Source organism: Sandarakinorhabdus glacialis (genome assembly GCF_014643455.1).
Classification (GTDB): domain Bacteria; phylum Pseudomonadota; class Alphaproteobacteria; order Sphingomonadales; family Sphingomonadaceae; genus Sandarakinorhabdus; species Sandarakinorhabdus glacialis.
The window spans coordinates 25,310-51,057 of sequence record NZ_BMJM01000014.1 but is presented as its reverse complement, the minus strand read 5'-3'; the positions used below and the strand labels follow the sequence as shown (position 1 = coordinate 51,057).

General features: G+C 65.1%; 28 protein-coding genes and 1 tRNA gene. 9 read left to right on the top strand and 20 right to left on the bottom strand.

Annotated elements, in window-relative coordinates:
• Positions 1-5: 5 nt before the first annotated feature.
• From IEW98_RS14655 to mnmA, 5 genes are all read right to left on the bottom strand, one after another.
• On the bottom strand, positions 6-998 hold the full coding sequence (locus IEW98_RS14655; protein ID WP_188764021.1) for a flagellar motor switch protein FliG: 993 nt from the start codon (positions 996-998) through the stop codon (positions 6-8).
• Complete coding sequence (fliF, locus tag IEW98_RS14650; RefSeq protein ID WP_188764019.1) at positions 995-2,557, bottom strand: flagellar basal-body MS-ring/collar protein FliF; 1,563 nt, start codon at positions 2,555-2,557, stop codon at positions 995-997. The genes IEW98_RS14655 and fliF overlap by 4 nt, the downstream gene beginning before the upstream one ends.
• Before the next feature lie 13 nt (positions 2,558-2,570).
• The gene (fliE, locus tag IEW98_RS14645) at positions 2,571-2,900 is read right to left on the bottom strand and encodes a flagellar hook-basal body complex protein FliE (RefSeq protein ID WP_188764017.1); all 330 of its coding nucleotides are present in this window, start codon (positions 2,898-2,900) and stop codon (positions 2,571-2,573) included.
• Positions 2,901-4,124, bottom strand: a complete 1,224-nt coding sequence (locus IEW98_RS14640; RefSeq protein WP_188764015.1) for a sigma-54 interaction domain-containing protein — start codon at positions 4,122-4,124, stop codon at positions 2,901-2,903. It lies immediately after the preceding gene.
• Between the two features lie 145 nt (positions 4,125-4,269).
• A complete protein-coding gene (mnmA, locus tag IEW98_RS14635) occupies positions 4,270-5,370 on the bottom strand; it encodes a tRNA 2-thiouridine(34) synthase MnmA (protein WP_279380381.1) in 1,101 nt (366 codons plus the stop codon).
• Between the two features lie 168 nt (positions 5,371-5,538).
• Here mnmA and IEW98_RS14630 point away from each other — a divergent pair, with 168 nt between their 5' ends.
• Entirely contained in the window at positions 5,539-5,829 is a 291-nt protein-coding gene (locus IEW98_RS14630; RefSeq protein WP_243450799.1) for a DUF1153 domain-containing protein, read from the top strand.
• A 161-nt stretch (positions 5,830-5,990) separates the two neighbouring features.
• Entirely contained in the window at positions 5,991-6,695 is a 705-nt protein-coding gene (locus tag IEW98_RS14625) for a response regulator transcription factor (RefSeq protein ID WP_188764062.1), read from the top strand.
• A 65-nt stretch (positions 6,696-6,760) separates the two neighbouring features.
• Here IEW98_RS14625 and IEW98_RS14620 read toward each other — a convergent pair whose 3' ends face one another.
• From IEW98_RS14620 to murI, 9 genes are all read right to left on the bottom strand, one after another.
• On the bottom strand, positions 6,761-7,495 hold the full coding sequence (locus IEW98_RS14620; protein WP_188764013.1) for an RNA methyltransferase: 735 nt from the start codon (positions 7,493-7,495) through the stop codon (positions 6,761-6,763).
• A complete protein-coding gene (gene nrdR / locus IEW98_RS14615) occupies positions 7,492-7,992 on the bottom strand; it encodes a transcriptional regulator NrdR (RefSeq protein WP_188764011.1) in 501 nt (166 codons plus the stop codon). Before nrdR ends, IEW98_RS14620 begins: the two co-directional genes overlap by 4 nt.
• Positions 7,993-8,421: a hypothetical protein gene (locus tag IEW98_RS14610; protein ID WP_188764072.1), complete on the bottom strand. Its 429-nt coding sequence runs from the start codon at positions 8,419-8,421 to the stop codon at positions 7,993-7,995.
• A gap of 20 nt (positions 8,422-8,441) precedes the next feature.
• On the bottom strand, positions 8,442-9,755 hold the full coding sequence (glyA, locus tag IEW98_RS14605; RefSeq protein ID WP_188764009.1) for a serine hydroxymethyltransferase: 1,314 nt from the start codon (positions 9,753-9,755) through the stop codon (positions 8,442-8,444).
• On the bottom strand, positions 9,752-10,210 hold the full coding sequence (gene rpiB, locus IEW98_RS14600; RefSeq protein WP_188764007.1) for a ribose 5-phosphate isomerase B: 459 nt from the start codon (positions 10,208-10,210) through the stop codon (positions 9,752-9,754). The genes glyA and rpiB overlap by 4 nt, the downstream gene beginning before the upstream one ends.
• Before the next feature lie 154 nt (positions 10,211-10,364).
• A complete protein-coding gene (locus IEW98_RS14595; RefSeq protein WP_188764005.1) occupies positions 10,365-10,922 on the bottom strand; it encodes a PEPxxWA-CTERM sorting domain-containing protein in 558 nt (185 codons plus the stop codon).
• 350 nt (positions 10,923-11,272) lie between these two features.
• Complete coding sequence (locus IEW98_RS14590; RefSeq protein ID WP_243450798.1) at positions 11,273-12,334, bottom strand: enoyl-CoA hydratase/isomerase family protein; 1,062 nt, start codon at positions 12,332-12,334, stop codon at positions 11,273-11,275.
• Positions 12,331-12,777 carry a PaaI family thioesterase gene (locus IEW98_RS14585; protein WP_243450797.1) on the bottom strand — a complete coding sequence of 149 codons (447 nt, stop codon included), beginning with the start codon at positions 12,775-12,777 and terminating at the stop codon, positions 12,331-12,333. The genes IEW98_RS14590 and IEW98_RS14585 overlap by 4 nt, the downstream gene beginning before the upstream one ends.
• Positions 12,778-12,783: 6 nt before the next feature.
• On the bottom strand, positions 12,784-13,599 hold the full coding sequence (gene murI, locus IEW98_RS14580) for a glutamate racemase (protein ID WP_188764001.1): 816 nt from the start codon (positions 13,597-13,599) through the stop codon (positions 12,784-12,786).
• Positions 13,600-13,893: 294 nt separating this feature from the next.
• On the opposite strand from murI, the gene IEW98_RS16580 reads away from it, so the two are divergent.
• From IEW98_RS16580 to IEW98_RS14545, 7 genes are all read left to right on the top strand, one after another.
• Positions 13,894-14,730 (top strand): PEPxxWA-CTERM sorting domain-containing protein, encoded by an 837-nt coding sequence (locus IEW98_RS16580; RefSeq protein WP_188763999.1) that lies wholly within the window; start codon positions 13,894-13,896, stop codon positions 14,728-14,730.
• Positions 14,731-14,856: 126 nt separating this feature from the next.
• Positions 14,857-15,849 (top strand): porphobilinogen synthase, encoded by a 993-nt coding sequence (gene hemB, locus IEW98_RS14570; protein ID WP_188763997.1) that lies wholly within the window; start codon positions 14,857-14,859, stop codon positions 15,847-15,849.
• A gap of 39 nt (positions 15,850-15,888) precedes the next feature.
• The gene (locus IEW98_RS14565; protein ID WP_188763995.1) at positions 15,889-17,169 is read left to right on the top strand and encodes an acetamidase/formamidase family protein; all 1,281 of its coding nucleotides are present in this window, start codon (positions 15,889-15,891) and stop codon (positions 17,167-17,169) included.
• Positions 17,170-17,208: 39 nt separating this feature from the next.
• Positions 17,209-18,246, top strand: a complete 1,038-nt coding sequence (argC, locus tag IEW98_RS14560) for an N-acetyl-gamma-glutamyl-phosphate reductase (RefSeq protein WP_188763992.1) — start codon at positions 17,209-17,211, stop codon at positions 18,244-18,246.
• Positions 18,243-18,776 carry a GNAT family N-acetyltransferase gene (locus IEW98_RS14555; RefSeq protein ID WP_188763991.1) on the top strand — a complete coding sequence of 178 codons (534 nt, stop codon included), beginning with the start codon at positions 18,243-18,245 and terminating at the stop codon, positions 18,774-18,776. Before argC ends, IEW98_RS14555 begins: the two co-directional genes overlap by 4 nt.
• Positions 18,773-19,291 (top strand): gamma carbonic anhydrase family protein, encoded by a 519-nt coding sequence (locus IEW98_RS14550; RefSeq protein WP_188763989.1) that lies wholly within the window; start codon positions 18,773-18,775, stop codon positions 19,289-19,291. Before IEW98_RS14555 ends, IEW98_RS14550 begins: the two co-directional genes overlap by 4 nt.
• Positions 19,292-19,439: 148 nt before the next feature.
• The gene (locus tag IEW98_RS14545; protein ID WP_188763987.1) at positions 19,440-20,225 is read left to right on the top strand and encodes an SDR family NAD(P)-dependent oxidoreductase; all 786 of its coding nucleotides are present in this window, start codon (positions 19,440-19,442) and stop codon (positions 20,223-20,225) included.
• A 125-nt stretch (positions 20,226-20,350) separates the two neighbouring features.
• Here IEW98_RS14545 and IEW98_RS14540 read toward each other — a convergent pair whose 3' ends face one another.
• The 6 genes from IEW98_RS14540 to prsK form a co-directional block, all read right to left on the bottom strand.
• Positions 20,351-20,884: a hypothetical protein gene (locus IEW98_RS14540; protein ID WP_188763985.1), complete on the bottom strand. Its 534-nt coding sequence runs from the start codon at positions 20,882-20,884 to the stop codon at positions 20,351-20,353.
• Positions 20,881-21,189, bottom strand: a complete 309-nt coding sequence (locus IEW98_RS14535; protein ID WP_188763984.1) for a hypothetical protein — start codon at positions 21,187-21,189, stop codon at positions 20,881-20,883. The genes IEW98_RS14540 and IEW98_RS14535 overlap by 4 nt, the downstream gene beginning before the upstream one ends.
• Positions 21,186-21,731: a glycoside hydrolase family 108 protein gene (locus tag IEW98_RS14530; RefSeq protein WP_188763982.1), complete on the bottom strand. Its 546-nt coding sequence runs from the start codon at positions 21,729-21,731 to the stop codon at positions 21,186-21,188. Before IEW98_RS14530 ends, IEW98_RS14535 begins: the two co-directional genes overlap by 4 nt.
• A gap of 208 nt (positions 21,732-21,939) precedes the next feature.
• Positions 21,940-22,016 (bottom strand) — tRNA-Pro (locus tag IEW98_RS14525).
• Positions 22,017-22,070: 54 nt separating this feature from the next.
• Positions 22,071-23,435 carry a PEP-CTERM-box response regulator transcription factor gene (gene prsR / locus IEW98_RS14520; protein ID WP_188763980.1) on the bottom strand — a complete coding sequence of 455 codons (1,365 nt, stop codon included), beginning with the start codon at positions 23,433-23,435 and terminating at the stop codon, positions 22,071-22,073.
• Positions 23,432-25,552 (bottom strand): XrtA/PEP-CTERM system histidine kinase PrsK, encoded by a 2,121-nt coding sequence (gene prsK / locus IEW98_RS14515; RefSeq protein WP_188763978.1) that lies wholly within the window; start codon positions 25,550-25,552, stop codon positions 23,432-23,434. The genes prsR and prsK overlap by 4 nt, the downstream gene beginning before the upstream one ends.
• Between the last annotated feature and the right edge of the window lie 196 nt (positions 25,553-25,748).

Genomic DNA, 25,748 nt, shown 5'->3' with positions numbered 1-25,748 from the left:
ATCCCTCAGACATACGCGCCCACCGCCCCCGGCAGCATCAGCGCCCCGCTATCGCCCAGCCGCCGCACCAGCCCGCAGATCTCGGCTTGTGCCGCCTCAACCTCGGCGCGCTTCATCGGCCCACGCTCGGCCAGGTCATCCTGCAACTGCGTCGCCGCCCGGCTCGACATCGCCGAGAATATCAACGCCCGCAGTTCGGCATCGGCACCCTTCAATGCCGCCGCCAAACCCTGCGGATCGGCCTCGCGCAACACGAGTTGAACATCCTTGAGCGATAGCAATATCATGTCGCCAAAGACGAATTGCTGCGCCGCGATCTCACCCGCCAGCGTCTCATCCATTTCTGCAAGCGCTGCTAGCAAACCCTTCTTATTAGCTGATAGTTTTACCATCCGGGCCGTAAAGCCGGGCCCCGCCAACGACGCGTTGTTGACAGGCTGGTCCTGCGCCAAAAGCTTGGCGTCCAGGTCAGCCTCAAGCCCGGCGATCACCGCCGGCGCCACCGGCTTCAACGTCGCCAGCCGCAACACCAGGTCGCCCTGCATCGCCTCGGGCAACCCATCCAGTACCGCGGCCGCGACGGTCTCGGGCAGATGCGCCAGCACCACCGCCACCGCCTGCGGATGCTCGTCCGCCAGCAACGCCGCGATCGTCCCCGCGTCGAGCCAGTCGAGCCCCGCAAACCGCCGCGCCGCAGCTGGCGGACCGATATGGTCGATCACGCGCTCCGCCCGCGGTGTTCCCAGCGCACGCGACAACACTGCCCGCACCTGCCGCCCCTGGCTGTCGAGTGCCGAGACGCCGCGCGTCCGCTCGATGAACTCGCCCAGGACCGCATCGATTGCCGCCGGCTCGATCTCAGCCACCGACAGCATCGCCTCGCCGACCGCCCGTACCTCGGCAGCATCCATCCGCCGCAGCATGTCCGCCGCTTGCGGCTCCTCGAGCAACAGAACCAGGATCGCACATTTCTGTGCGCCCGAAAGAACCCCCGTCACGTCGCCGCCGCCAGCATCTGCCGCGCCACCGCCGTCGCCCGGTCGGCATCGTCGTGAACCAGTCCGCGCGTGGTGCCCAGCTTGACCGAATAATCGATTGCCTGGTCCGCCACCGGCGCGAGATCGCCGCCGTCGACGATCGCGGGCACGATCGCCGCCGCAGCCAACCTGCGCCGCCGCATCACGACAAATGCCGCGATACCGCCAACCAGCACGACGATCGCCACCACACCCCAGGGCGCATAGTCCCGCACTGCCGGAGCCTCATACCAGGCCGGCGCCGGCTCGGCCGCCGGGACCGCAAAGCGCCGGGTCTGCACCTCGACGACATCGCCCCGCGCCGCATCATATCCCACCGCCCCGCGCACGATCCGTGTCAATGCCGCCAAGTCCTGCGCCCCGCCCAGGGCCCCTTTGTCGATCACCACGGCCACCGACAGCCGCCGCAACCGCGGTACCGTCCCCCGCGTCACCGACACGTCCTTGCCGATCTCCCAGGCGCGGTTCGTCGTCTCGCTGGTCACGACCGGCGCCGACGCAGCCACTGCCGCCGTCTGCGCAACAGGCGGCGTCGCCGTCAACTGCGCCGCCGCCGGTGCCGTGTTGGACAGCGCTCCGGGAATTCCCCGCGCCGGCGCCGGGCTCGAATCCAGTGCCCGACTGGCGGCCTCGCTACGCAGCACCGCGCCATCGCGCGCATAGCGCTCCGACGACGCCTCGCTCTGGCTATAATCAACGTCCGCAGCAACTTCTGCGGTAAACTTGCCACCACCAATGAGCGGCGTCAGCAGCTTGAACAGCCGCTCGCGCACCATCGATTCCAGCTTTACCTGATACCCCAGCTGCTGCGCCTCACCGGCGCTGGTCCCCGCCGACAGCAGCGCTCCAGACTGGTCGACGACGCTGACCTTGTCCGCCGCCAGTCCCGCCACCGACGAACTCACCAGCCACACAATTGCTCGCACCTGCGCCTCGCCCAGCACCCGCCCCGGCGCCAGCGTCACGAACACCGACGCACTCGCCGGCGCCTTGTCCCGCACGAACACGCTCGGCTCGGGCAACGCGATGTGCACGGTCGCCCGCTTGACGCCGTCGATCGCCTCGATCGACGCCGCCAGTTCGCTCGACGCGGCATTCTTCAAACGCGCCGCCTCGACCGCTCGGCTCAGGCCCAATGGCATGTCACCAACCGGGTCTATCGCCATGGCGGACTTGGGCAATCCCTGCCCGGCAAGCAGGATCCGTGCCGCCGCGACATCGCCTGCCGCAACCTCGACGCTACCGGTATCGGGGTCGATGCGAGCCGCATAATTGCCCCCCTGGAGCGCCGCCAGCACCGCAGATTTATCGCCGTCCGACATTTCGCCATACAGTGGCCGCCAGTCGGGCGACCGCAGCATCATGCCCACCGCCAGCACCGCGATGATCGCCGCCGCCACCAGGATCGCCGGCCGCGCCCGCACCACCGCCGGGCTTGCAACCAACGCTCGCGCCCGATCCGGCCACGACGCGCCGGCATCGCGCACCAGCGCCGGCAAGAGCGCAATCTGCTCGTTCATGATACGCCGCCGATCACAGCGGCATGCTCATCACGTCCTTGTAGGCGCCTAGCAGCCGATTGCGGACCTGCAGCGTCGCCTCGAACGCGATCGACGCCTTTTGCCGCGCGATCATCACGCTGGCCAGGTCATGGCTGTCGCCGCGTTCATATGCCGTCGCCGCGCCACCCGCCTTCTCCTGGATATTGCTGACCGCCTTCAGGGCATCGCCCATCGCCGTATCGAACCGCGCCGGCGCATCGACGCGCGCGGCGTTTCCAGCGACTTGCGACAGGGTGCTGCTACGCTCGAGTATCTGCGCGCGTAGCGCCAGCACCGACCGCGTATCGACCGGCGGCAACATTTACTGGACCGTGTTCTGCGCGCCCGATTGACCGGCGTGCTGGACGATCGGCCGCCCTGCCCCCATCGCCGCAATCTTATACCGCAGGGTCCGCTCGCTGATCCCCAGCCGCTCCGCCGCCGCACGCCGGCTCCGCGTCTCCGCCAGCACGTCGCGGATCACCCGCGCCTCATGATGCCGCACCAGCCCCGGCAACGCCGCAGAATCTTCATCGGGCAGCGCAAGCCGATCGAAGATCAGGTGCGAGACCTCGATCCGGTCGCCGTCGCACAGCACCAATGCCCGGTCGAGCACATTCCCGAGCTCGCGAACATTCCCCGGCCAGGGGTGCGCCGACAGGCGCGCCAACGCAGCTGCAGTTGGCCAGCACACCGTATCGGCAGCGGCCTTCAGCAACCAATGCGCGGCAATCGCGACGACATCCTGAGGCCGCTCGGCGAGCGTCTGCGTCCGCAGCGGAAACACCGCCAGCCGATAAAAAAGATCTGCGCGGAACCGCCCGGCCGCGACTTCGCCGGCCAAATCGCGGTTCGCACACGCGATGATCCGCACATCGACCTTCTCGGGCTTGACCGCGCCGATCGGCAGCACTTCACGTTCCTGCAACGCCCTCAACAACTTCGCCTGCAATGCCAACGGGATCTCGCTGACTTCATCGAGCAGCAACGTCCCGCCGTCAGCAGCGCGGAACAGGCCGCGACCACCGCCGACAGCACCGGTAAAGGCGCCGCGCTCGTGTCCGAACAATGCTGCTTCCAACATCGCTTCGGGGAGCGCGGCGCAGTTGACCGCGACAAAGGGTGAGTCGCGGCGAGGGGACAAGTCATGGACAAGGCGGGACAACCCCTCCTTGCCGGTGCCGGTGGCACCTTCGATCAGGATCGAGATGTCGCGGGGTGCGACGCGCGCCGCCAGCGCCAGCAGGTCGCGGCTCGACTGCGCCGCTGCCGTCGGTGCCTCGCCGCGGGCGATAAACGCGGCGATCAACGCCAGCGCAAATTCATGGTCGCCCGGGGCCACCCGGAGGTCGAGCCGGTTATGCTGGACGACAGCCCGCGACCGCGCCGCTGGCGCCAGGGCGACATGTCGCCACCCCGGCTGCGACCCGTCGCAAACCAGCAGCGTATCCCCAAGATCGATCGCCGAGAGTCCCGGAAGCCAATCGACGCTGGCACTCCGGCCTGTCGGCTTCGGAATAATCTTGGCGGCGGATGAGTTGTTCATACCCCCTGCCTAGCAAGGTGCGTGCCAACCGGCCGTTACCCCGATACGCGCAGGAGAAACGCTTGACCGGCCCAACCAGGTGTCAATAAACCGACACCCCGTCCGTCAAAATTCTGACGAACCCGTGTCAAGAAATTGACGCAAGCTACAGCATTGAAACAGGAATCGTCTTGCCAATCGTCGCACCGCCGATGACCCGGCTGCCGCGGTACGCCACTGCCGCCTGCCCCGGCGCAACGCCCAGCAATGGCATTGCAAAGGTCAGCATGTCTCCCTCCCAGCGCGCCGCCGCCGGAGCCGCCAGCGACCGCACCTTGACCATCACCTCGCCGTCCAGCGATCCGAGCGGATTGGCGCCCTCGAGCCGCGCCGCCGCCACGGCCAAGGCGCTCCGCGGCCCGGCAATCACCCGGTTCGCCGCGGCATCAAGCCCGATCACATATAGCGGCTCGGCATGCCCGCCGATATCGAGCCCGCGCCGCTGCCCGACCGTAAACCGGTGAACACCGTTGTGCCCGCCCAGCCGCCGCCCGGCCTGGTCGACGATATCGCCCGGCATCGCCAGCTCGGGGCGCAATTTCTCGACGATCGCCGCATAATCGCCGCCGCCCACAAAACAGATATCCTGGCTGTCGGGCTTGGCTGCCACCGACAGCCCGAAGCGCTCGGCCTCGCGCCGCACTGCCGCCTTCGCCAGCCCGCCTAGTGGGAATCGCAGGTAATCGAGCTGCGCGCGCGTCGTCGTCCACAGGAAATAGCTCTGGTCCTTCGCCGGATCGAGGCCCCGGTGCAGTTCGGCACCGCCAGGCCCCATGATCCGCTGCACATAATGGCCGGTCAGCAACGCCTCGGCACCCAGCCCTTGCGCCAGTTCGAGCAGGTCAGTGAACTTCACTGTCTTGTTGCATTCGACACACGGCACCGGCGTCTGCCCCCGCGCATAACTGTCGGCAAAAGCCTCGATCACTGCCTTGCGAAACCGCGCCTCCATGTCGACGACATAATGCGCGATCCCCAGCCGCGCCGCGACCGCCCTGGCATCGCGAATATCGGCGCCTGCACAACAGGCTCCCGGCCGCGCTGCCGTAGCGCCACTGTCGTACAACTGGAGCGTAACGCCGACGACATCGCAGCCGGCCTCAGCCGCGAGCGCCGCGACCACCGAAGAATCGACGCCGCCCGACATCGCCACGGCAACACGTCGGCCGGCCAATGCCGTAAAGTCGAAGGTGGCTGCATCGTTCACACCGCAGGCGCTGCCACCTCAAAGGCATCGCGGTCAAGTCCTCGCCCATATCTAAGGTCGGCCTCTGCAGCCGTTAACCAATCCCAAGGCTTAGTGACGCGGGCCGAACGCCGTCAACATCTGCAGGGACGCCGAAACTTCGGCAGTGTTGAACGAGAGGGACCAGACATGGCAAGCAGGCCAGGAACACCGGCTGAATTCGCCGAGATCATGCCGGCTGCGTTGTTCGACGACCTGCCCTCTCCGAATACCACGCGCTGGGTCGCCAGCCGCAAAGCCCAAATCCTTGCTGCGATCAACGATGGGCGAATTTCCCGGGCCCATGCCTGTGCGCGTTATCGCATCAGCGAGGCCGAACTCCGGCTATGGGAACGCGCTGTCGAATGCGCTGGCGTGCCGGGCCTTCGCGTCACCCGGGTGCAGATCTACCGTTCGGTGTTCGAAGGCCGCGAACGATGAACGCACCCTTTCCAACCGGGTCATACTCATTTCAACATACAATCGAAAGTTTCCGTCGCAGGCCGCTTTACCTTTACGAACAAAAGGGGTTGAATGATTTCGGGACTGGCGAGGTCGGTTGTGCGATCGACTTCAGTACGGGATCCCCGGAGACTGGTGCGATGCGTGTTTTGCTGATCGAGGATGACAGGGCCATGGCCCGTTCCGTCGAGTTGATGCTCGATGAAGCGGGTTTCGAGCATGAAACCGCCGCCACGGGTGAAACGGCGCTGGAATATGCGCGTACATATGAATTCGATGTCGTCATGCTCGACTTGACGCTCCCCGATCTACATGGCCACGAAGTCTTGAAAAGATTGCGGATGCTTCGCATCAATACGCCGGTCCTGATCCTCTCGGGCGACAGCGAGACCGGCACCAAGGTGACGGGTTTTGGCGCCGGTGCCGACGATTACGTCACCAAGCCCTTCGACAAATCCGAATTGATGGCACGCATCCATGCGCTCGTCCGGCGCAGCCAGGGCCATGCCCAGTCGCTGATCGTTACTGGTCCTGTCTCGATCGACCTCGCCGCGCGCACCGTCGAAGTCGAAGGTCGCCGCGTCGGCCTGACTGGCAAGGAATATGCCATTCTGGAAATGCTTTCGCTCCGCAAGGGCATGACCCTGACCAAGGAAATGTTTCTTACCCATTTGTATGGCGGCCGCGACGAGCCCGAACTGAAGATCATCGACGTCTTCATCTGCAAGCTCCGCAAAAAGCTTCACCTCGCCGGCGCGCCAGCCAGCGGCTGCATTGAAACCGTCTGGGGCCGTGGCTACTCACTCCGCGACCCGCAACCGGAGCGCGTCGTAGAAGTCGCCTGAGTTCCCTCCTCCCCCCTCGGGGGAGGACAGTCACGCCTTCGGGGATGGCACGCTCCAGCCAGCCGCTACCCCCGCCGCGGTTTCGCCAACCCCCGCACGATTCCCCGCAACGTCCGCACCTCGCCCGCCGAATACTGCGGCCGCGTGAACAAGTTCCGCATGACCAGCCGGGCCGCCGCAGCGCGTCCCGCCACCGGATTATAATAGCCGTTCCCGACAAGTTGCGCGTCGACTGCGGTGATCAGCCCCTCGAGTTCCTCGTGCGGCGCCGGCCCCTCGTGATTGACCAGCACCGCCTCCGCCGCATCGCTGCCCTGCCGGAACCATTCATAAGCCGTCACCAGCACGGCCTGCGCCAAATTCAGCGACCCGAAATCCGGATTGACCGGTATCGTCACGATCGCATGCGCCACCGCCAGATCCTCAGTCTCCAGCCCCGTCCGCTCCGGCCCGAATATCAGGCCGCCCGCACCCGGCAGGCCGTGAAACTCGGCCGCCGCCTGCGCCGGCGTGACCACCCTCCGCACCAGCTCACGCCCGCGGATCGTCGTCGCAAACACCAGCCCGAGCCCCGCACAAGCCTGCGCCACGGTGTCGAATACCTGCGCGTGTTGGAGCACTATGTCGGCGCCGCTCGCCGCCGGCCCCGCATCGGCATTCGGCCAGCCGTCGCGCGGACTGACCAGCCGCAGATCGGTCAGCCCGAAATTGAGCATCGCTCGCGCACACGCCCCGATATTCACCCCCAGCTGCGGCCTGACCAGGATGACCGCCGGCGCGGGACCGATCGGCCGCGTCACTCCTTCACGCCACCAGGGTCGCTATCCTTGCCGACCGCTGCCAGCCCAGCCTCCGACAGCCCACCAACGAACATCTCGAAATCGCGCGCTTCGCGAAAATCGCGATAGACACTGGCGAACCGGATATACGCCACCGGATCGAGCGCCTGCAGCCCCTCCATCACCATCTCGCCGACCTTGCCGACGTCGATCTCGGCCTCTCCCGCCGATTCCAGACGCCGCACGACCCCGTTTACCATGCGATCGATCCGCTCGGGCTCGATCGGCCGCTTCCGGCAGGCGATCTCGATCGACTTGGCCAGTTTGTCGCGATCGAACACCTCGCGCTTGCCCGATTTCTTGACAATGGTCAGCTCGCGCAGCTGGATCCGCTCGAACGTCGTGAAGCGGCCACCACACGCCGGACACTGCCGCCGTCGGCGGATAGCACTGCCATCCTCGGTCGGCCGCGAATCCTTTACCTGGCTGTCTTCATTGCTGCAGAACGGACACCGCACTCAGCTGTCCCGCTTCTTGGCACGATACCAGGCGATCCCGGCGCCCGCCACCGCGCCCAGTATCGGGCCGATCAGCGGCAGCGGTATGGCAATAACCGCTCCGATCGCCGCGCCGACCGCCATTTCCTTGCCCATCTTCGTCGTGATGGCACCCTTGCCGGCGTCCACCGCATCGCCCGCGAATTTCACCGCGCTCTTGCCGGTCTCGCTGGCCAGCGCGCGCCGGCTGGCGGCAATCGCTTCCTCGGCAAGCTGGCGCGCGTCCTTGGCGATGTCGGTTTCCATCGCTTCCTTGCCGACTGCCTTGGCCTTGCCGAGGAATTCGGCCAACGGGTCGGCCACGATCGGCGCCGCAGTCACGTCGGCACCGCATACCGGGCAGATACGCGCATCGCCGGAAATATCGGCGGCACAGGCATGGCACTTCATAACAGTTTCCCCTCGGTCGCTCAGCCGTTCGGATAGATCGGGAAGCGCGCGCACAGTGCCCGCACCCGCACATTGACGGCAGCCTCGACCGCCGCATTGCCGTGCTCGCCATTTGCCGCCAGCCCGTCGAGCACATCGGCGATCATGTCGCCGATCGCCGCAAACTCGCTTTGCCCGAAACCGCGCGTCGTTCCCGCCGGCGAGCCCACGCGAATGCCACTGGTCTTGGTCGGCGGCAACGGGTCGAACGGCACGCCATTCTTGTTGCAGGTGATGCCGGCCCGCTCCAGCGCCTCGTCGGCATCCTTGCCCGTCAAGCCCTTGGGCGTCAGGTCGATCAGTGCCAGGTGCGTGTCGGTGCCGCCGGCCACCACGGCACAACCCCGCGCCACCAGCCTGGCCGCCAGCGTCTGGGCGTTGGCTACCACCCGCACCGAATAATCCTTGAATTCCGGCTGCAGGGCCTCGCCGAACGCCACCGCCTTGGCTGCGATGACGTGCATCAACGGCCCGCCCTGCATGCCCGGAAACACCGCCGAGTTGAACTTCTTGCCCAGCGCTTCGTCGTTCGAGAGGATCATCCCGCCGCGCGGCCCGCGCAGTGTCTTGTGCGTCGTCGTCGTCACCACATCGGCATGCGGCAGCGGCGACGGATGGATCCCGGCCGCGACCAGCCCGGAAAAATGCGCCATGTCGACCATGAACTTCGCGCCGACAGCATCGGCAATCGCCCGAAACCGCGCAAAATCGATGATCCGCGGATACGCCGACCCACCAGCGATGATCAGCACCGGCTTGTGCTCGCGCGCCAGCCGCTCGACCTCGTCATAGTCGATCAGATGATCCTCGCGCCGCACCCCGTACTGGACCGCGTTGAACCATTTACCCGACATCGACGGCGCCGCGCCGTGCGTCAGGTGCCCACCCGCATCGAGGCTCATCCCCAGGATCGTCTCGCCCGGCTTGACCAGCGCCAGCATCACCGCACCATTGGCCTGCGCTCCCGAATGCGGCTGCACATTGGCATAGGCGCAGCCGAACAGCTGCTTCGCCCGCTCGATCGCCAGCGTCTCGACAGCGTCGGACGGTGCACAGCCCTGGTAATAGCGCTTGCCCGGATAACCTTCGGCATATTTGTTGGTGAACACCGACCCCTGCGCCTCGAGCACCGCCCGCGAGACGATATTCTCCGATGCGATCAGCTCGATCTGGTTCTGCTGGCGATCGAGTTCCGACGCCACTGCCGCCGCGACGGCAGCATCACCGACCTGCAGATGCGCCTCGAAAAACCCGGTCGGCAGGGTCTCGGTCACGGCGCTGGGCTGGCTGCTCATTCTACGACATCCTCTTGGTATCCGGGTGTCAGCTTGGCGACCCGCCCGGCATGGCGGCCACCGGCAAAGCTGGCGGCCAGAAACTGTGTCAAACAATCGCGCGCTGTGTCGGGGCCAACGATCCGGCTGCCCAGCGCCAGCACATTGGCGTCGTTATGCTGCCGTGCGAGCCGCGCCATCAACCCCGACGTGCACAGCGCCGCGCGCACCGCCGGATTGCGGTTGGCAGCGATCGAGATGCCGATGCCCGACCCGCAGATCGCGACGCCCAGCCGCGCCCGCCCGTCGGCGATCGCCTGCCCGAGCTTTTCGCCATAATCGGGATAGTCGACCGACGCCTCGCTGCTCGGTCCCAGGTCGACAACCGCGTGGCCAAGGCCGCGCACCTCGTCGATCAGCATCGCCTTCATGGCAACGCCGGCATGGTCCGAGGCGAACGCAATGGTGAATGTCATGGGGGCTTTCGATGTTCCGGACCCCGTATCTAGCTGCGGCGACCGGTCAGGGCAACCGGATCGGGAATAAATGGCCACAGAAAAGGCGCCGTCTCCTCGCGGAAACGAGGCCTTCTGGTGCACGGCGCCCTTCGGCGTCGGCGACAATCATGCTTCAGGCGGTCGCAGCCGTCCGGCGGCGACGCGCGGCCGCGCCGACCAGGCCGAACCCGGCGATCAGCATGACCCAGCTTTGCGGTTCGGGAACTGTCCCGACCGATCCGAGCGTGATGTCGCCCGGGCCGCTGATCGTCAGTTCATAGGCGCCGAAATCGGTGTTGGCGAAGCCGCTGGCGACCACGAAATAACTGGTACCCGTCGTCAGGCCATAGTCGAAACCTGAAAGACCGATCGTTGGAAAATCATCGCTGGCAATCAAGACGCCCGAAAACTGGTCGAGCGGGTTGAATGTGCCTTGGTAAAGATGGAGGAAATTGTCGTATTCGGCCTTCGCCAGGAAATCATACGAACCCGAAACCGAAACCGTGAAGGCCGAGACTTCATACGGCACGTCGGTTCCCACGCCCGACAGGCCCACGGGCGGCGCTCCCGAGAGCGTTCGGTTCCAGGTCGGACCTCCGGTCGTATCACCGTTGATGACCAAAACGCCGGCCGAAGCCGCAGTCGAAAGCATCGTGGCCGCAAACAAGGCTGGTGCAAACATACGCAACATGGACAGTCACCCTTTCTTGGCCGCCCCTCCGCGGACTTCCGGCATGGATCGCCAATCTTGACGGTGCAAACTTCATGCCAGATCTTAACAAGCTGAAATTGCTGTCACACGATCGATACAATTACACAAAATTGTAAAATAACCCGACACTTGTAGTTAGCAGTCAGTTAAGCTGATACTTTGGGGCCAGAGCGAAACAAACACTTCCCAGCCAGACCGTGGCGGCAGATCTGATCATTACTGCTGTCAGATATCATCCACCAGTCTTACCAATATATTACCATCCAAAAAAAATCAGACATCGTTTCTCGCCTGATTTTACGAACGAACAATGACCAAGATCGGCAATTCTATTCGAATGTCAGATCGCCGCTTTCGGGCTCCTGCAAATACCGGGTCATGTCTTCTTCGGACACCCCGGCGAGGCTTGCCGGCGACCACAATGGCTTGCGGTCCTTGTCGATCAACTGCGCCCGCACGCCTTCGAAAAAATCATGGCCGTTACGGATCTCGCAGACCATCCGATATTCGGTGACCAGTGCGTCCTCGATCGCTGCATCGGCACCCATGCGCAGCCCGAGCAAGGTCAGCTTGCACGATGTCGGCGACATCGTCCGGATCGCCGCCGCCTGCGCCTGGGCCCAATCATCGCCGTCGTCGAGGCTCGCCAGTATCTCCTCGACGCTGTCATGGGCAAAATGAAAATCGATGCCATCCTGCAGTGCTTCAAGCGAACTTTCCCCCGCCGGCGCATCGAGCGTCGAAAGAATTTCGCCGACATCTTCCTCGCCGGTCGCCAGCAGGTCGCGCAGCACCGCCAGGCGCTCCGCCGGCACGAAATGCGTCGCGATTCCGGCATGGACGCAGTCGGCTGCCTGCAAGCGCGCCCCCGTCAGTGCCAGCCAGGTGCCGATCTCGCCGGGCAAACGCGACAGCGCATGGGTACCGCCGACGTCGGGGATCAGCCCGATCCCCGTTTCCGGCATCGCGAACAACGTCCGCTCGGTCGCCACGCGGTACGGCCCATGGATAGACAGCCCGACACCGCCGCCCATCGTGACGCCATCCAGGATCGCCACATACGGCGTCACCAGCCGCGCGATGGCCTGGTTCATCCGGTACTCGTCGTGGAAAAATCCTTCGAACAGCACCTTGTCCTCACGCCCGCGCCGCGCCAGCAGTGCCACGTCGCCGCCCGCGCAGAAGGCCCGCTCGCCGGCGCCTTCGATGACGATCCGCTCGACATCGGGGTCGGCGGCAGCGTCGAACAGCGCCCGGTGAATGGCCAACACCATCGGCCGGTTCAGCGCGTTGAGCGCCGAAGGACGGTTAAGCGTCAGCCACAGCGCCCGCCCGCGGCGTTCGACGAGAACCTCCGGGACCATTTCGGGATCGGTCAGGATTTCGGTCATTTGCGTTCCACCAGATTGGCGTTGGGGTTCAGCGCGATCGGCACCGCGCTCGTCGTCAGTCGCGCCAGCAGATTTCCGGCCGCGTCGGTCAGGTCGGCCTCCATGAAGGCGATGCGCTTGCCCAGCTTGATGCACCGTCCCTCGGCATACAGCGGTACGCCTGCGGGTGTCGGCGCAAAAAAGCTGGCCTTCAACTCGATCGTCGGGATGCCGATCCGCTCGCCCGACTTGACGATCGCGGCGAACGCCGCCGCATCGTCGAGCATGGCGACGACGATGCCGCCCTGGACATTGCCCATCGGGTTGCAGCACGCCGCGACCGGTTGAAACCGCATCTTTACCCGTCCCGCGGCGCTGTCGATCTCGAGGATCTCCTGCCCCAGCAATTCGGCCGTCGGCGGCACGAACCTGTTCATCCGCTCAAGCAGTTCGCTATCGGTCATCGCCACTTACAATATCTCCGTGGTCATCAACCCAAAGCTCTGGAGCGCCCCGGCCAGCGCGTCAACATGCGCGTCGGCACGGGTGAATACCGCTCGCCCCGATCCCGGCTGCCCTGCCCCCGCACCCGCCCCTCCCAACAGGTGCGCCACCCGCCGCGCGATCCCCGCACCGCCATCGACCATGCCGAGCGGACCTAGGCCCGACAGCGTCCGTGCCTCCACCAGTTCCGCCGCCAGTAACGGAAAATGCGTGCACGCCAGCACCATCATGTCCATCCGCTCGCCGCCCGGCTGGCCGGTCAGCCCGACCAATTCGGGCGCCACGTCCGCCGCCGTCACCGTCTCGCCCGCCAGCTTGGCCTCCGCCAGAATCACCAGTCGCGCCGAGCCGTGGCGCAGCACCGTGCAATCCACCGCAAACTCGCCTGCCAACCGGTCGACATAGGCTTGCCGCACAGTGGCCATGGTTCCCAGCACCCCGATCACCCGGCTTCTCGATCCTTCCGCCGCCGGCTTGATCGCCGGCACCGTGCCCACCACCGGCACATCGAGCGCCGCGCGCACATGCGCCAGCGCGATCGTCGACGCCGTGTTGCAGGCAATTACCGCGAGCTGTGGCCGATAGCGTTCCACCAGCCGCCCGAGCAGCGCCGGCACCCGCGCTGCAATCTCCGCCTCGCTGCGAATCCCATAAGGAAAGCCGGCGTTGTCGGCGGCGTAGACAATGCTCACCCCCGGCATCAGTGCTCGGATCGGTCCCAGCACGGACAAACCTCCAACCCCGGAATCGAAAATCAACACGGGCGGGGCGGCAATATTCATCGCCAGCCCTTACCCTGCCAACAGCGATCCGTCAGTCTTTCTGCTCCTGAACGCGCCTGTTGCGATTTCCCCACCATTTCCCGTATATGATAGAAAGATAAAGACTTTTTATCCATCTATGCTGACGAAAATGTAAGCTCCGCTACAAATTTTCGCTAGCCTTCAACATGGTCGACTGGTAGTGCCCCGAAACGGGCCAAATTGTCACATGTAAAAGTTTTGGCACGGACCTTGCTCCCAATATCTCAATTTGGAGCGCCTTTCCCTGTCACTCGTTGAAATCAAAGAACTTTTATGAATATCAGCCTTTCGAGCGTCCTGTTGTCGGCCGCGCTGCTTTGCCAGCCGGTCGTTGCCTCGGCCGCCAGCACGATCTCCACCAGTGCCTACGGGATTACCAGCGACGTCAAAGTGGTGGGTACCGTCGGCGTCACCGTGACGCCGAAGGCCGCCGTCAGCGCCACCGGAACCCCGGCCATGAACGTCAACGGCGGCCTGGTCAGTCTGAAAACCTCGGTCGACCTCGGCGACCTGTTGAGCCTCCGTCTCGGCACCGGCATCATCACGACCGGTGCCAAGGCCGATAATGCGTCGCTCGGTGTCGACACACTCAATATGGGCAGCTCGACCGTCAACGACCTGGGAATCAACCTGGGCACGGTGCTGCCGCTCATCGGCCTCAACGCGACCACCGTCACGTCGGTCACGTCGATCAAGCTCATCAACAACATTGCGACGCTCACCGGCAAGTCGGTGCTCAGCAATCTTGCCCTCAGCCTGCTCGGCCCCGTGCCGATCTTCACCCTGGGCGCTAATGCCGAGGTCGCCCCCAACTTCGTCGCCTACGATTTTCTCGGCGTGAAATTGATCCTCAACGAGCAGATCGCGACCCGGTCGGGCAACACCCTCGGCCTGACCACCAACGCCCTTCGCCTGCAACTCAGCAACTATGCCGTCGGTGCCAAGCTGCTGACCGGTAGCGTGACGGTCGGCCAGTCGCATGCCGAAGTCTTCATCGACACCCTTGGTCCCATTCCCGAACCGGCCGTCTGGTTGCAGATGATCGCCGGCTTCGGGCTCACAGGTCTCGTCGTGCGTCGCCGCCGCACCACAATGCTGTTGGCTGCGTAGGATCGAGCCAGGGCGCTACCGGAGGCCCCCTCCCCCTCGGTGGCGCCCACACCAACCGGCGGTCGACAGCGATGGCCTCGCGTGACGACAAGTGACTCCGGCGTCCTGCCGCGCTAACGCCCTCGCATGACCCCGACCTTCCCCGCCACCCGCCTCCGCCGCACCCGTGTCGCCCCCTGGAGCCGCGCGCTCCACGCAGAAAACACGCTGTCGCCCGCCGACCTGATCTGGCCGATGTTCGTCACCGAAGGCCGCGGCGTCACCGATCCCGTCGGCACCATGCCCGGCGTCGACCGCCTCTCGGTCGATCGCCTCGCCGCCACGGCCCATGAAGCCGTCGCCCTCGGCATCCCCTGCGTCGCGCTGTTCCCCTTCACCCAAGGCCATTTGCGCACCGAGGACGGCAAGGAAGCCCTCAACCCCGACAACCTCGTCTGCCAGGCCATCATGGCCTTGAAGGACGCCGAACCCGGCCTCGGCGTGCTCGTCGACGTCGCGCTCGATCCCTACACCAGCCACGGCCACGACGGCCTGATGCACGACGACGGCCGCATCCTCAACGACGCCACTGTCGACGTCCTCGTCGGCCAGGCGCTCAACCATGCCCGCGCCGGCGCCGACGTCATCGCCCCGTCCGACATGATGGACGGCCGCGTCGCCGCCATCCGCGCCGGCCTTGAGGGTGAAGGCTTCCACGAAGTCCAGATCATGGCCTATGCCGCCAAATACGCCTCGGCCTTCTACGGCCCGTTCCGCGACGCCGTCGGCAGCGGCGGCTATCTCAAGGGCGACAAGAAAACCTACCAGATGGACCCCGCCAACAGCCGCGAGGCGATCCGCGAAGTCGCCATGGACATCGCTGAAGGCGCGGACTCGGTCATGGTAAAGCCCGGCATGCCCTATCTCGACATCGTCCGCCTCGTCCGCGACCGCTTCGATATCCCCGTCTTCGCCTATCAAGTCTCCGGCGAATACGCGATGATGGAAGCCGCCATCGCCGCCGGCGTACTCGATCGCGACCGTGCCGTCCTCGAAACCCTCCTCGGCTTCAAGCGCGCCGGCTGCGCGGGCGTCCTCACCTACTACGCCCCGCTGGCAGCGAAACTCCTGACCCGGTAAAAACTTGTCACGACTGATTACGCATGTAATCAGTCGTGAATGAAATCCACCGTCCTCATCGCCCTGCTCTTCGCCAGCCCCGCGCTGGCCAGCGAAACCTGGATCGTCCGCACCGACCTCTGGGGCAACCCCGCCTTCTCCACTCTCACCCTCGACCGCCAGCAAAGCCGCTTGATCGGCAACCTCGATGGCGACAGCGTCACCGGCACCCTCACCGACAAGCGCATGACCCTCACCGCCACCGACAGCGACGCCCGCACCTCGCACTACACAGCGACCCTCACCGCCAACCGCGCCGCCAGCACCGTCGACGCTCCCGACACCAACAATCCCAAGGCCCGCGCCGCCCATACATTCACCGCCGTCCGCCTCCCCGAAAAACCCGCCGGCGGCCCCCGCACCCTCGACTTCCGCCCCACCGGCTATTCCAACAGCTTCAACGCCGACCGCCCCCCGGTCCTCATCCTCTGGCCCGGCGACACAATCCACACCACCACCCTCGATTCCGGCGGCGTCGACGAAAACGGCGTCACCCGCGCGCTCTTCGGCAACCCGCAAACCGGCCCCTTCTTCATCGCCGGCGCCGCCCCCGGCGACACGCTGGTCGTCCACCTCAAGCGCGTCGCCCTCAACCGCGACTACGCCGACAGCCTCGACCAGATCGTCGATCGCGCCCTCACCCCCACCACCCCGACCCCCGCCAAACCCATCCGCTGGCACCTCGACCGCACCACCAATCGCGCTCGCCCCGAAGGCGCCACCGGAGCCCTCGCCAACTTCTCCGTCCCCGTCCGCCCCATGCTCGGCGGCCTCGCCGTCGCCCCCGGCTTCGGCATGCCCCCCATTTCCACCGGCGACACCGGCCGCTTCGGCGGCAACATGGACTTCAACGAGGTCATCGAGGGCAACACAATCTACCTCCCCGTCCAGCAGCCCGGCGCCTTGCTCTATCTCGGCGACGCCCACGCCCTCCAGGGCGACGGCGAAACATCGCAATACGCCCTCGAAACCTCGATGGACGTCACCTTCACCGTCGACCTCATCAAGGCTCAAGCCATCCGCACCCCCCGCGTCGAGTCCCCCACCCAAATCATGGTCCTCGGCCAGGCCGGCTCCCTCGACGATGCCACGAAAGCCGCCACCGCCGGCCTCGTCGCATGGCTGCAAAAGGACTACGATCTCGACCAATCCCAATCCGCCCAGATCCTCGGCAGCGCGGTCAAGTACAGCATCGCCAACCTCGCCGGCCGCAGCGTCGGCGTTGCCGCCAAATTCGACAAATCCTTGCTCCCGCCCAGCAAAGCGATCGTCGCCCGCTAAACCTTGCCCCACCCCATCGTTTTCGATACCCAACCCGGCATGACCAAGCCCATCCGCATCGCAGTCCTCGGCGCCTCCGGCTACACCGGCGCCGACCTCGTGCGTCTGGCGCTCACCCACCCCAACATCGAGATCGCCGCCCTCTCCGCCAACTCCAAGGCCGGCCTCACCATGGCCGAGATCTGGCCCCACTTCGCCCCCTACCCCGGCCTCCCGCGCCTGATCACGTCGGAGGCCGTCGACTACGCCAGCATCGACGCCGTCTTCGGCTGCCTCCCCCACGCCGCCTCCGCCAGCCTGCTCAGCACGCTAGCTGGCCCCAAAATCATCGACCTCTCCGCCGATTTCCGCCTCAAGGACTCCGCCACCTACGCCGACTGGTACGGCGGCGCCCACCCCGCCCCGGCGCTCCTCCCCGGCGCCATCTACGGCCTCACTGAATACGCCCGCGACAGCCTCCCCGGCGCCGCATTGGTCGCCTGCCCCGGCTGCTACCCCACCGCCGTCCTCCTCGCCCTCCTCCCTCTCATGGCAGCAAACGCCATCGGCCCCGACCGCATTACCATCAACGCCATCTCCGGCGTCTCCGGCTCGGGCCGCAGCCTCAAGGAAGCCAATCTCTTCCCCGAAATCGCCGAGGCCGTCGCCCCCTATGCCGTCGGTCGCCACCGCCACATGCCCGAAATGGAGCAGGAGCTTTCCGCCGCCGCCAACCAGCCGGTGATCCTCAGCTTCACGCCCCATCTCGTCCCGATGAATCGCGGCGAGCTCGTCACCTGCATCGTCGAAACCACCCGGCCGGTCGCCGATCTGCGCGCCATCCTCCAGGCCCGCTACGCCGCCGAGCCCTTCGTCCACCTCCTCCCCGAAGGCACCCCGCCGGCCACCCGCATGGTCCGCGGCTCGAACCACGCTGTCCTCAACGTGTTCGCCGATCGCGTCCCCGGCCGCGCCATCGTCATCGCCGCCATCGACAATCTCGTCAAAGGCAGCTCGGGCCAGGCCATCCAGAACTTCAACCTGATGTTCGGCCTGCCCGAAACCACCGGCCTCCAGGCCGCGCCGCTGTTTCCGTGATAAAATCCGACCGCCTCACTCTGCGCAACTGGCACGACAGCGACCGCATTCCCTTCAACGCCATGGGCCGCGACCCCGCCGTCATGGAGCATCTCGGCCCGCTCCAAAGCCAGGCCGATACCGACGCCGGCATCGCCCGCCTGTCCGCCATCGCTGCCGAACACGGCCACACTTTCTGGGCCATCGAGCGCCGCGATGACCAGCAGTTCCTCGGCTTCTGCGGCCTCAAGATCGCACCCGAAAACATCCCCGACATCGAGGGCGCCATCGAGATCGGCTGGCGCCTGCGCGCCGACGCCTGGGGCAAGGGCTATGCCGGCGAAGCCGCCCGCGCCAGCCTCGACTGGGGCTGGGCCAACCTCGCCGCCGACCGCATCATCGCCATCACTATCCCCGCCAACATCCGCAGCCAGGCCCTCATGCTGCGCCTCGGCATGGTCCGCCGCCACGACCTCGATTTCGACCACCCGGCGCTCGTCCCCGGCGATCCGCTCCGCCCGCATGTCACCTTCGAGATCCGCCGCGTATGAGCATCCATCCCTTCGGCGACAAGCACCCCCTCATCGCCCCAACCGCCTTCATCGCACCCGGCGCCCGCGTCATCGGCGACGTCACCATCGGCGACGAAGCCTCGATCTGGTACAATGTCGTCCTGCGCGGCGACGTCGAGCGCATTACCATCGGTGTCCGCACCAACATCCAGGACGGCAGCGTCGTCCACGTCACCACAAACCGCTACGCCACGCTGATCGGCGACGACGTCCTCATCGGCCACCTCGCCATGATCCACGGCTGCGTCCTCGAAAACCACGCCTTCATCGGCCTCGGCGCTATCGTCATGGATGATTGCGTCGTCGAAACCGACGCCATGCTCGCCGCCGGCGCCTTGCTCACCCCCGGCAAACGCATCGGCAGCCGCGAACTCTGGGCCGGCCGCCCCGCCAAGCTCCTGCGCATGCTGTCGGACGAGGACGTCGCCCGCAACCGCAGCGCCGCCGCCGGCTACGTCGCCCTCGCCAAGCTGCACCGCGCCAGCCTGGCATAACTTCCCCCCTCCCTCCTTCGAGGGAGGGGTCGGGGGAGGGTTTCTTCCTCGCCCCCAAGCAAAACCCCGCCGCTACGCCCTTGTTATCCCGCCCCGGGACACAAACCTCGCTCCCAAGCGAAACCCCGCTCCCCAACAAGGCACCCCCATGGACCTCAAGCTCAGCGGCAAGACCGCCCTCGTCACCGGCTCGACCGCCGGCATCGGCCTCGCCATCGCCGAACGCCTCGCCGCCGAAGGCGTCGAGGTCGTCATCACCGGCCGCTCGCAGGCCAAGCTCGACGAAGCCGCCGCCCAGGTCGCCAAATCGGGTAAGGTCACCGCCGTCCTCGCCGACCCCGGCACCGCCGAGGGCGCCGCCACGCTCATCGGCGCCGTCCCGGCCACCGATATCCTCGTCAACAACCTCGGCATCTACGAAGCCAAGGCCTTCTCCGACATCACCGACGCCGACTGGCACCGCTTTTTCGAAATCAACGTCGTCAGCGGCGCGCGCCTCGCCCGCCATTATTTCCCCAGGATGCTGGAGAACAACTGGGGCCGCATCATCTTCATCGCCAGCGAAAGCGCCCTCGTCATCCCCGCCGAGATGGTTCACTACGGCATGACCAAGACCGCCCAGCTGGCGATCTCGCGCGGCCTCGCCGAACAGACCCGCGGCACCGGCGTCACCGTCAATTCGGTCCTCCCCGGCCCAACCCGCTCCGAAGGCATCGCCGATTTCATCCGCTCGGTGGTCGAAAACAAGGACGCCGGCGAAGCCGAGCGCGAAGCCGAATTCTTCGCAAAACTCCGCCCGCTGTCGCTCATCCGCCGCCTCATCGACGCCGACGAGATCGCCACCATGGTAACCTACCTCGCCAGCCCCTTGTCGGCCGCCACCAACGGCGCCGCCCTCCGCGCCGAAGGCGGCATCCTCCCCACAATCGCCTGACAGCGCGTCCTCTAACGCCCCTCCCTTCTTCAAGGGAGGGGCTGGGGGTGGGTGACTCTCAATTCCCTCCCTACTTCCAAGAAGGAGTCGGGGGACCTACCCTCCCAACCCCAACCCCACCCCCCTCACTCGACCCATTCCCGCTCCTGCGCCCCCACCCAGGCAATCCACGCATCATCCTTCGCAATCGCTAGGTCGGCGGCCTCTGCGGCGGCCGCGGCAATGTCGAAAGATACCCACCCGCCGGCCGTGCAAGCCTTGTCGTCAACGCCGCCGGCGGCACCGGAAACGGCAGTTGCTCCACGCGTGCCGGCATCACGCCGATACGCGGCCCAGCGCAGCCGCAGATCGTCATAGCCGCGATCCAGATCATCGCTCCGTTGCGCAAGCGCATCCCCTGCCCCTTTCGAAATTTCCGATTGCCGGACCGCCAGCTTCGCCGCCACTGCCGCCTGTGCACTGGCCGCTGCCGCACCTGCCGCGGCGAACCGCTGCGTATCGGCAGCAAGTTGCGCCCGCCCTCCCGCCGCAAAGGCCGCGCTGATTTGGCTGCCATGCCAGCGCCAGACCAGCGCAGCCGCCAGCACCCCGCCGAGCAGGTAAAGCAACGGCCGCGGCAGCCCGCGCACCAGCCCTACCAAAGCCCCCAGCGGCATCATTGCGGGTCATCCCCGCCTGAAGCGCTGAAATCAGCCCCCATGAAGCGCGCCGACACCTGCCGCAGCGCAACCGTCATGCTCAGCCCGGTCAGCACCACGCCGATCAGGCCGAGCACCGCATACAGCGCCCCGCCGACGATATTGAGCCGCGCGGCGGCCAGCGCCGCCGGCCATGGCGCATTGAGCACGTTCCACGCCAGCCACACCGACATCAGGGTCAGCGCGATCCCGGCGCCGGCGAACACGAGTGCCAACACGGTGCGCCGCCAATCGGGCGCCAGCCAGCCCTGCGAACGACGCATCAAGCCGTCCGGTTCGCGAGCCAGCCGAACAGGAAGCTCTCGTTGGCCGCCCGGCTTTCAGCGAGCTCGATGTAACGCGCGCCCTGCAACGCATCGAGCGCCTTGACCAGCACCGCCTCGCCCTCACCGCCGCGCACCGCCAGCAAGCGCCGCAGCGCCGCCAGCGTTGCCGCGCCGATCCCGCGATCGACGACGATGTCGGGCCAGTCGCGCTGCTGACGATTGAGCGCATTGAGGCTGCGCTGGAGGAACCCGGTCGCCGTCCCCGGCCCCATGTTCACCCCGGTATCGAACAGCTCCGCCGCCACCTTCGGGGCCATAACGGATACCGCATCGAACCCCGGCCCCGACCAATAGCGCCGGCGGTAAATGGCCACCGCAAATTCGCGCGGCAGCTCGCGCATCGTGCCGGCCCAGCCGGCGGCCCGCGCCACCGCAATCGTGATGCCGAAATGCGTCGCCCCGCCCCGGTCATCGGGATGATCGACGAACCCGCCTTCCTTCTCCAGCAACGCATCGAGCAGCAAGCCGGCGATCTCGGTCATCAGCATCCCTTTCACGGTGATGCCGAATTACTAGCCTATTTGGTTCGTTTTGTCAATCTGACGAACCAGATGCCCGGAACATACCGGCCAAGTCCGGTCCAAGGGCGCAAACCACCCGCCGACAGGCTTGGAACAGACCCGGCAACAGCCGTCCACCGGCTGCAGAAGCACCCGAAAACACCGCGAATATCCGTATCAGGGGGAAGGCTGGTCGGAGCGACAGGATTCGAACCTGCGACCCCTTCACCCCCAGCGAAGTGCGCTACCAGACTGCGCCACGCTCCGACCGAAGCGCGCACGTAGGACAGTCAAGCCGGCGATGCAAGCAAGCTTCCGAATTCAGGCCGTTTCCAGCCCATATTGCTTGATCAGATCATACAGCGTCGGTCGACTGACGCCCAGAATCTTTGCCGCGCTCGACATGTTATTCTCGGTTCTTGCCAATACCTTACGGATAGCGATCCGATCCGCCGCCTCCCGCGCCGCCTTCAGCGACAGCGTCGAATCATCGGCCATCCCGCCCAGGTCGAGGTCCACCGCCGTCAACCGCGACGACTCTGCCATGATCACCGCCCGCTTCAACCGATTTTCGAGTTCCCGAACGTTACCCGGCCACGGCCAATCGCTGATCGCCGCAATCGCATCCGGCATGAACCCCTTGAAAGTGCGACCATTTTCCCGTGCAAACCGGCCTAGAAAATGATGCGCCAGCAACACCGCATCGCCATGCCGCTCCGCCAGCGACGGGATCCTGACAACGATTTCCGCCAGCCGATAATAAAGATCCTCGCGGAACCGCCCCGCCGCAATCATCGCCTCGAGATTCTGGTGGGTCGCACAGACAATCCGCACATCGACCGGGATTGCCTTGCGTCCCCCAATCCGCTCGATTACCCTTTCCTGCAGGAATCGCAACAACTTGACCTGCAACGGCAACGGAATATCACCCACCTCGTCGAGGAACAGCGTCCCTCCCTCGGCCAGTTCGATCTTGCCCTCCTGGGTCTTTACAGCGCCGGTAAAGGCGCCTTTTTCATAGCCAAACAGCTCGGATTCCAGCAGATTCTCTGGGATGGCCGCACAGTTGATCGCGATGAACGATTTCCCAGCCCGCAGCGACGCATTATGCAGCCCGCGCGCCAGCAACTCCTTGCCGGTACCGCTTGCCCCAAGCAACATCACCGATACCTGTGCGGTCGCCACCCGCTCTATCATCCTGGCAACCTTCAACATTTCTGGCGCGCCGGTTACAATCCCGCCGAGCACATCACCGCCCGACGACCGGGCCGAATCCGCCAGCCGACGATTTTCAGTTTCCAGGTCGGCTACGTGATACGCCCGCCGAACGATCATCCCGAGTTCGTCGATATCGATCGGCTTCTGGTAAAAATCGAAAGCTCCCGAGGCAATCGCCCGCCGCGCGCTTTCCCGGGCACCGTGCCCGGACGCCACGATCACCTTGGTCGAAGGTCGAATTCGCAAAATTTCGTCAAGCGTTGCAAAGCCTTCGGTGACTCCGTCCGGATCCGGCGGCAGCCCCAGGTCGAGCGTCACCACATCGGGTTCGTGCTGCCGCAACGCGGCCACAGCGGCGTCGCGGTCGCCGGCGATGATGACCTCATAGTCTTCGTACGACCATCGCAGTTGACGCTGCAGCCCTTCGTCATCTTCGACGACCAACAGTTTTCGCTGTGCGACGGTCATTGTGCAGCGACCTGCATAATCGTTCGGCCGGGTTCGCCGGCTGCCGGTAAGGCTATGGTAAATATGGTGCCTTCTCCCTCGCGGCTTACCACGTCGAGGCGCCCGCCGTGGGCGCGGGCAATCTCCCGGACTTCATATGCGCCGATGCCGAAGCCCCCCGGCTTTGTCGATCGGAAGGGCTGAAACAGTTCCTGCCGGATGAAACGCGATGACATGCCTCTCCCTCGGTCCTCGATCCGGACGACTATGTCGCCGGCTTCCGTCGTCGCCACTACGGCGATCGGGGCGTCCGATGCCGATGCGTCGATGGCGTTCTGGACGAGGTGCAAAAACAATTGTTCGATCTGTCCGCCGTCACCTGCAACACATTGTGCCGGTTCGCTTTCAACCGCGGTGGTGTCGAGTGTCAACGGTTGATGCGCCTGCTGCTTGACGGCAATGACTTGTGCCAGCAGCAGCGGTATGTCGACAAGGTGCCATTTGGGATCGGGGCGACCACCCTGGTGTTGCGACAGTCTTGCGAGCAAGTCGTTCATTTTGCCCACTGAATTTTGCAGGGTCTTGACCATGTCGGCGCGATAGGCCGGGTTGTCGGCGTGGCGTTGGGCATTGCGTGCCACCAGGGACAACTGACTGACTAGATTCTTGATGTCGTGCATGATGAAGGCGAAACGGCGGTTGAATTCGTCGAACTTAGCAGCTTCGTCGAGCGCCATTTGTGTCGATGATTCAGCAATATAGCTTGCAGCCTGGCGCCCGAGCGTGCGCAACAAGTCATAGTCTTCCCAGTTGAGAACGCGCCGCGCCACGGTGCGTTCGAGGATGATGAAGCCGGCGAGGCTATCAAGGTGGAATAATGGGACGCCGAGCCAGACGCGGGGGTTTAGCTGGGCCCAATCGGGCGCGATTATAGTTTGATAGTCTCCTTGACCGGCTCGGAGTTCATCGAAATCAATAATACGTTGGCGTGCTTCGATAAACTGTACAAGATTCGACTTGCGCGGGATCGATTCCGCCTTCGTGCCATTAACATTCCATTCGGCAATCGGGGCAAGATTATCGTCTTCTGGAATAAATAGAACGCCGCCGGGGGAATCGAGCACCATGCAGACCGCCTGGATGACGCGTTCGTGGAGGGCGCCAGCGCGTTCGTTGCTGCCGGTGCGCGATACCGTGGAAATAAAGCGTAACCATTCCAGGCGGTAATCATATTTGTAAGTGAAGAAGTTTTTGGCGATCTGCACCCGGAGCGCGGCACGGAAGCGCGGCGAGACGGCGACGATGGTGCCCATCGTCGCAGTGCCGAAAAGGAAGGTGATCTGCAGCAGGCGGCCCCAGTCGCCGCTCACCAGTCGCAGGCCATAAGCCAGCATTGCCATGGCGATAAGGTAGAAGCCGATCATCGAAAACGACAGGGTGTGGAAGACGACCTGGCGGGAGACCTGGATGCGAGCGACCCAGGCTTCACGTGCTGAAAAAAGCAGTAATGGAACAGTAATCGTGTTGACAGCGCCGCGGATGTTGAAGAGGTCGGATGATGGCGGCGGCAACAGAAATGCCAAGGTGTAGAAGTTCAGGTCATAGACGAATAGTCCGCCGAGGCCGATGGCAAGCAGGCGGACGCCGCCGCGGCTCTGGACGTCGGTATTCTGGTAGAGATTATGGACGAGGACTAGCCCCGAAACGGCGACGGAAAGTCGCATGATCAGAAACAGTTGGCCGGTCATCGAGCGGTCGCCGGCTAGGACGCCGGCGCTGGCGCCGAGGAGGTCGAGAGCGAGTTGCAGGGCGATGACGAAACCCATGCCACCGGCGATCACGAAGGACGAACGCAGGCGATCGTCGAGCTGCCAGGTCGGGCGCAGGACAGCGACCAGAAACGCTATCCAGGCGGCTGAACGTATTGTTTCTGCTGGAGAAAGCCAGAAACTCCAGGTGTAGGGGTCACGGATGACCATGACGAAAACAAGTGCCCATGCGGCAGTTGTCGCCGACGCGACGGTCAGGCAAAGTAATGATGTCGTCTTTTGTTGGCGCCAGAGTGCTGCGACGGCGAGTGCTGCGAAGCCGGCGGCGGCGAGCAGGTGACTGAGCAGGCCGACATCGGTCAACTGCATGATAAACTTGGCGCCCCGTGTTTTTCGTTGGCGGCATCGTAACGATACCGCGGTGCGGGCGCTAGCGTCGAAGGACGGATATTTGCGGGGTTTGGGGGTATGTGGCGGTCAGGTTCGGGCCTGAGGCCGGACGTTTGGCAGTAGTCTGCCGGCCTGTTTGGGGCTGGGATCGGGACTTGCCGGGTACGCGGGCGGA